The 5,171-nt window shown below is 71.9% G+C and carries 6 protein-coding genes; 3 read left to right on the top strand and 3 right to left on the bottom strand.

Annotation, left to right across the window (positions count from 1 at the left end; all coding sequences use genetic code 11):
• The 3 genes from COGEMETH_RS13680 to COGEMETH_RS13670 all read right to left on the bottom strand — a co-directional run.
• The coding region (locus COGEMETH_RS13680) for a hypothetical protein (protein WP_373875366.1) at positions 1–760 on the bottom strand (760 nt) is incomplete at its 3' end.
• 2 nt (positions 761–762) lie between these two features.
• Positions 763–2,136, bottom strand: coding sequence for an MBOAT family O-acyltransferase (locus tag COGEMETH_RS13675; protein WP_238183196.1), 1,374 nt, complete (start codon positions 2,134–2,136; stop codon positions 763–765).
• A gap of 107 nt (positions 2,137–2,243) precedes the next feature.
• Entirely contained in the window at positions 2,244–2,669 is a 426-nt protein-coding gene (locus COGEMETH_RS13670; protein ID WP_238183195.1) for a flagellar assembly protein FliX, read from the bottom strand.
• 258 nt (positions 2,670–2,927) lie between these two features.
• Between COGEMETH_RS13670 and COGEMETH_RS13665 the strand changes: the two genes are divergently transcribed.
• The 3 genes from COGEMETH_RS13665 to COGEMETH_RS13655 are packed head-to-tail and all read left to right on the top strand — an operon-like array spanning position 2,928 to position 4,915.
• Positions 2,928–4,061 carry a flagellar basal body P-ring protein FlgI gene (locus COGEMETH_RS13665; protein WP_238183194.1) on the top strand — a complete coding sequence of 378 codons (1,134 nt, stop codon included), beginning with the start codon at positions 2,928–2,930 and terminating at the stop codon, positions 4,059–4,061.
• A 37-nt stretch (positions 4,062–4,098) separates the two neighbouring features.
• A complete protein-coding gene (locus COGEMETH_RS13660) occupies positions 4,099–4,461 on the top strand; it encodes a rod-binding protein (protein WP_238183193.1) in 363 nt (120 codons plus the stop codon).
• On the top strand, positions 4,448–4,915 hold the full coding sequence (locus tag COGEMETH_RS13655) for a hypothetical protein (protein ID WP_238183192.1): 468 nt from the start codon (positions 4,448–4,450) through the stop codon (positions 4,913–4,915). Before COGEMETH_RS13660 ends, COGEMETH_RS13655 begins: the two co-directional genes overlap by 14 nt.
• Positions 4,916–5,171 lie beyond the last annotated feature (256 nt).

Raw genomic sequence — 5,171 nt, 5'->3', positions numbered from 1 at the left:
CCGGCGGGAACGCCCGTGGTGCTGGTGTTCCCGCCGGCACGCGGGCGAGCGCCGACGCGAAGCGCGCGGCGGCCGGGAACGGGCCGGCCCGGTGCGGGTCGGGCGTGTCCGGCGCGCGCCGCTCCCGGTCGGCCACGAGGCGCGGGTCGTCGGCATAGCCCAGGCGCAGGTAGTCGGGCTCGTAATCCCACCAGCCGTCCGCCTGGGCGAGCGGCCGGCGCCGACGCAGCAGCCAGCCGATGCGGCCGGCCACCTCCTGCGCCACGGAGAAGCGCAGCAGCCCGCGCAGGTAGGCGGGCGTGTCGGCGGCAAACAGCCAGAACGGGAACGGCTTGGCGTTGGGGAGCGCCGGGTCGTCGGTGCACCAATATTCGTCGGCCGCGATCACCAGGGCCGCGGGGGCCGGGTGATGGCGCAGATACCAGTCGAGGAGCAGGAACTGCTCGCCGGGCCCCGTGGCGGGCACGGAGAGCTGCACGAAGGGGATGCCGGTCAGCGCCGTGAGGCGGGCCGGCTCCACGAGCTGGATGTGCGAGTTGCCGATCAGCGCTCCCGTGAAGGCGGGGTCGCGCCCGCGGCTGGCGGCGGCCGTGCGCGGCCCCTGCGGGCGCACGCCGCCGACCGAGAACCGGACTGAGCGCCCGCTGTCGTAGGGGTCGATGGCGTAGGCCAGCGCGAGGTAGCCGGCGAGACACGCCGCCGCCGTCGCACTCATCACCGTCGCGAAGCGGCGCCAGGGCCGCGGGGCTGGGGGCGCCATCCTCAGAACTGGAAGTAGATGAACTCGTAGTTCGCATCGTCCCCGATCTTCAGGAGCACGATCACGAACAGGAGTCCGAAGCCGAAGGCCAGGAGGCGGCTGGGCGGCAGCCGGTGCACCGCGACCCACGCGCTCGGGCCGATCGTGGCGACGGCGGCCGCGAAGGCGATGGTGCGCCACTTGAAGCCGGAGCCCGCGGGCGCGAGGCCGAACAGCCCCTTGAACACGGCAAGCGCCGCCTCGAAGCTGGTGGCGCGGAACAGCACCCAGGTCAGGGTCACGAAGGCCGCCGTCAGGAGCCAGCCGAGCATCGCCGGCACCCGCAGGCCCGCGCGCCGGCCGAGCACCCCGGCGCCGAGGCCAAGCCCGTGCAGGGCCCCCCAGGCGAGGAAGGTGAGGCCCGCCCCGTGCCAGAGGCCGCCCAGCGTCATGGTGGCGAAGAGCGCGCCGAGCTGGAGCGCCAGCCCCCGCCGGTTGCCGCCGAGCGCGATGTAGAGGTAGTCGCGCAGGAAGCGCGACAGGGTCATGTGCCAGCGCCGCCAGAAGTCGCGCAAGCTCGTGGCGCGGTAGGGCACGTCGAAGTTCTGCGGCAGGACGAGGCCGAAGAGCAGGGCGATGCCCAACGCCATGTCGGTGTAGCCGGAGAAGTCGAAGTAGATCTGGAAGGTGAAGCCGAGCGTCGCCTGCCACGCCTCGGCCACCGTCACCACCTTGCCGGCGGCGGCGGCCTGGAACACCGGGTTGACGTAGCCGGCGAGCGGATCGCCGAGGAAGACCTTCTTGGCGAGCCCCACCGTGAGCAGCATCAGCCCGCGCCCGATGCGCTCGGCCGCGTCCGGGCGCGCGTAGGGGCGCTCGTCGAACTGGTGCATGATCTCGCTCCAGCGCACGAGCGGGCCGGCGAGAACCTGCGGGAAGAAGGCGATGTAGAGGGCGTATTTCACCAGCCCGAAGGCCGGCGCGCGCCCGGCCCTGAGGTCGCTCAGGTACATGATGTGGTGGAAGGTGAAGAACGAGATGCCGAGCGGCAGCACCCAGCCGAGCCTGGGCGCATCGAGGCCGGGGATCAGATTGGCGAGGTCGCTGAAGAAATCGAGGTACTTGAACAGCCCCAGCACCGCGAGGTTGGCGCCGATCGCCAGGGGGATCAGCACGGCCCGCCGGGTGCCGAGATACGCGCGGGCCACCCACCAGTTGAGCAGGATCGAGCCGAGCAGCAGGGGCACGAAGCGCGGGTCCCACCAGCCGTAGAAGACGAGGGAGAGCAGGACGAGGACCGGCAGGCGCCAGGCCGGCCGGAAGCGCTCGGCCAGGCCGTGCAGGATCAGCGCGGCCGGCAGGAAGGCGAGGAGGAAGACGAAGGAGTTGAACAGCATCGGGCGTCGGGCCGGCGCGACGGGACGGCCCGGCCGCGCCGCCGTGTTCCATGTGCTCGGGCGGCCGCCTTGTCGGGGATCGGGGAGAGCGCGTCAATCTGCGGGCGTCAGACCCCGCGGGAGACTTCCAGCTTGGCGAGTTCGACGGCCGCCCGCAGCTCGATGTCGGCGATCAGGCCGTCGAGGCGGGGGTCGCCGGAGGCCGAGGCGCGCTCCGAGAGGCGGCCGGCGATGGCGCGCAGCTCGTGCGTTCCGACCTTGCCCGAGAGCAGGGCGTATTTCAGCCGGTCGAGGCCGTCGAGGAGGTCGTGGCCGCGCTTGGCCGTGCGGCGGCGGCGTTCGGCCGGCGTGTCGGATTCGCCCTGGAGCATCAGCACCGCGTCGAGGCCGGCAAGCGATGCCGCCGCGGGCGGGGCGCTCGTTCCGGTGGCCGCGGGGGCGGAGCCGAGGCTGAAGCTCTGCGCGCCCTCGGCCCGGCGCCCCGTCGCGACGGTGGTCGTCGCCGTGGTCGGCAGGCGGGAATCGACACGCATGGTCTGGGATCGCTCCGGGCAGGACAGGCCCATGACCGGCCCGCATCCGACACTCGGCCGGCAGGGTTAACCAGCGGTAAACGGCCCGGCAGAACCTGCCGGGTCGGCAGGAAGCGCGCCGTCGCACCGGGCCGGCCGAATCGGGCATCCGATAAAAACCCGCATCCTTTCAAGGCCTTGCAACGAGACCGGGACTGGCACGGCCCTGGCAACGGAGCCGGAGCCAACATCCAAAAAGAACTCCAACCGACGCCCGGCATGATCCAGCGCCCCACCCGTCTCCGTCGAACGGCCCGCCTCGCACTGGCGCTCGCCGCCCTCGTGCTGGGCCTGTCCGGCCCGGCGTCGGCCCTGTCGCGGGTCAAGGACCTCGCCTCGATCGAGGGGGTGCGGCAGAACCAGCTCGTCGGCTACGGCATCGTGGTCGGCCTCAACGGCACCGGCGACACCCTCAACAACATCCCCTTCACCAAGCAGTCCCTCCAGGCGATGCTGGAGCGGCTGGGCGTCAACACGCGCGGCGCGACCATGCGCACGCAGAACCTGGCCGCGGTGATGGTGACGGCCAGCCTCCCGCCCTTCGCGGCGCAGGGCACGCGCATCGACGTCACGGTCTCGTCGCTGGGCGACGCCAAGTCCCTCCAGGGCGGCACGCTGCTGGTCACGCCGCTGCTGGGCGCGGACGGGGAGGTCTACGCCCTGGCGCAGGGCTCGGTGGCCATCGCCGGCTTCTCGGCGGAAGGGGATGCGGCCAAGATCACCCGCGGCGTGCCCACCAACGGGCGCATCTCGAACGGGGCCAACATCGAGCGCGAGATCGCGTTCAAGCTCAACGACGCCCGTTCCCTGCGCCTGTCCCTGCGCAACCCCGATTTCACCACCTCGAAGCGGATCGCGGCGGCCATCAACGACTTCATGGGCGCCGACACCGCCGAGCCGACCGACCCGGCCACCGTCACGATCCAGATCCCGGCCAAGTACAACGGCAACATGATCCGCCTCATCACCGAGGTGGAGCAGCTCAAGGTCGAGCCCGACCAGACCGCGCGGGTGGTGGTGGACGAGCGTTCCGGCATCATCGTCATGGGGCGCGACGTGCGCGTCTCCACCGTGGCGATCGCGCAGGGCAACCTCACCGTCACCATCACCGAGCAGCCGCAGGTGAGCCAGCCGGCGCCGCTCTCGAACGGGCGCACGACGGTGGTGCCGCGCACCGGCGTCAAGGTCGACACCGGGGACGGCAACAAGCTCGCCCTGGTCAAGGAGGGCGTGACCCTGCGCGACCTCGTGGACGGGCTCAACGCGCTGGGGGTCGGCCCCCGCGACCTGATCTCGATCCTGCAGGCGATCAAGGCCGCGGGCGCCCTGCAGGCCGACATCGAACTGATGTGATTCTTTCGGATTCCCTCTCAACCGGAGACCGTGACCCATGCTCCCGCTCGCAACCTTCGCGGCGTCCGCCGCCATCGGCGTCGGAAAGGCCATCGCCGGCAGCGTCGCCGAGACGGCCTCCAAGGCCGGCGCCACCGCTGCCGCCAAGGCGAAGAAGACCGCCACCGAGTTCGAATCGATGTTCCTGGAGCACAGCCTCGACCGGATCACCCAGTCCGAGGGCACGGACGGGCCGCTGGGCGAGAACGGCACCGGCGGCGGGGTCTACCGCTCGATGCTGACCAAGGAATACGCCGCGCAGATCACCAAGAGCGGCGGCGTCGGCATCGCCGATCAGGTCTACCGCGAGATGCTGAAGATGCAGACCGCCGCCAGCGGAGCCGCCCATGCTGCCACGTAATCCCGTCGCCGACCGGGCGTCCGCCGAGGCCCTCGTCGTCTCGGTCGCGGCGACCATGGAGGCCCTGGAGGCGCTGCTGGCCCGCGAGAGCGCCCACATCCGCGCCGGACGGCTGCGCGAGGGCCTGTCCGAATCCGAGGACAAGGCGGCGCTGGCCGGCGCCTACCTCCAGGGCCTGGAGACCGCCAAGGCCAACGCGGTGGCGCTCGCCCGCTTTACGCCGCAGGGCGTCGAGCGCCTGCGGGCGGCCCACCGCCGCTTCACCGGGGCGGTCGAGACCAACCAGATGGTGCTGGCCACCGCCCGCACCGTCTCCGAAGGGCTGATCAAGGCGCTGGCCGACGACATCGGCCGCGCGCGCGCGCCCACGGTCTACGGCTCACCCTCCCTCTCGCCCTCCCCTTACGGGCGCGGCACCCCGGGCGGTCCGCTGGTGTTCTCGCGCAGCCTCTGACCTGAGGCGGCGTGGATGACGGCCATTCCGGTCGGGAGACGAGCGCCTCTCCTCCCCCTTGCGGGGAGGAGCCGGAGGTGGGGGTGGTGCACGTGGCACCGCACCGCTCGATCCTGGGCCCCCTGTCCTAAAGGACTCTGGTATTCACGCACCTCGCGACGCTGGCGAACGAGGCGCGGGTCCCCTCTCCCGTGCGGGAGAGGGACAGGGTGAGGGGTGCGCCCTGTCCGGAGAGATCTGGGGCCCTCACCCCAAC

Origin of the sequence: Methylobacterium trifolii, assembly GCF_022179685.1 — a bacterium.
GTDB classification, from domain to species: Bacteria; Pseudomonadota; Alphaproteobacteria; order Rhizobiales; family Beijerinckiaceae; genus Methylobacterium; species Methylobacterium trifolii.
Note: the sequence above shows the minus strand (reverse complement) of the source record. Positions and strands in the feature narration are given on the sequence as shown.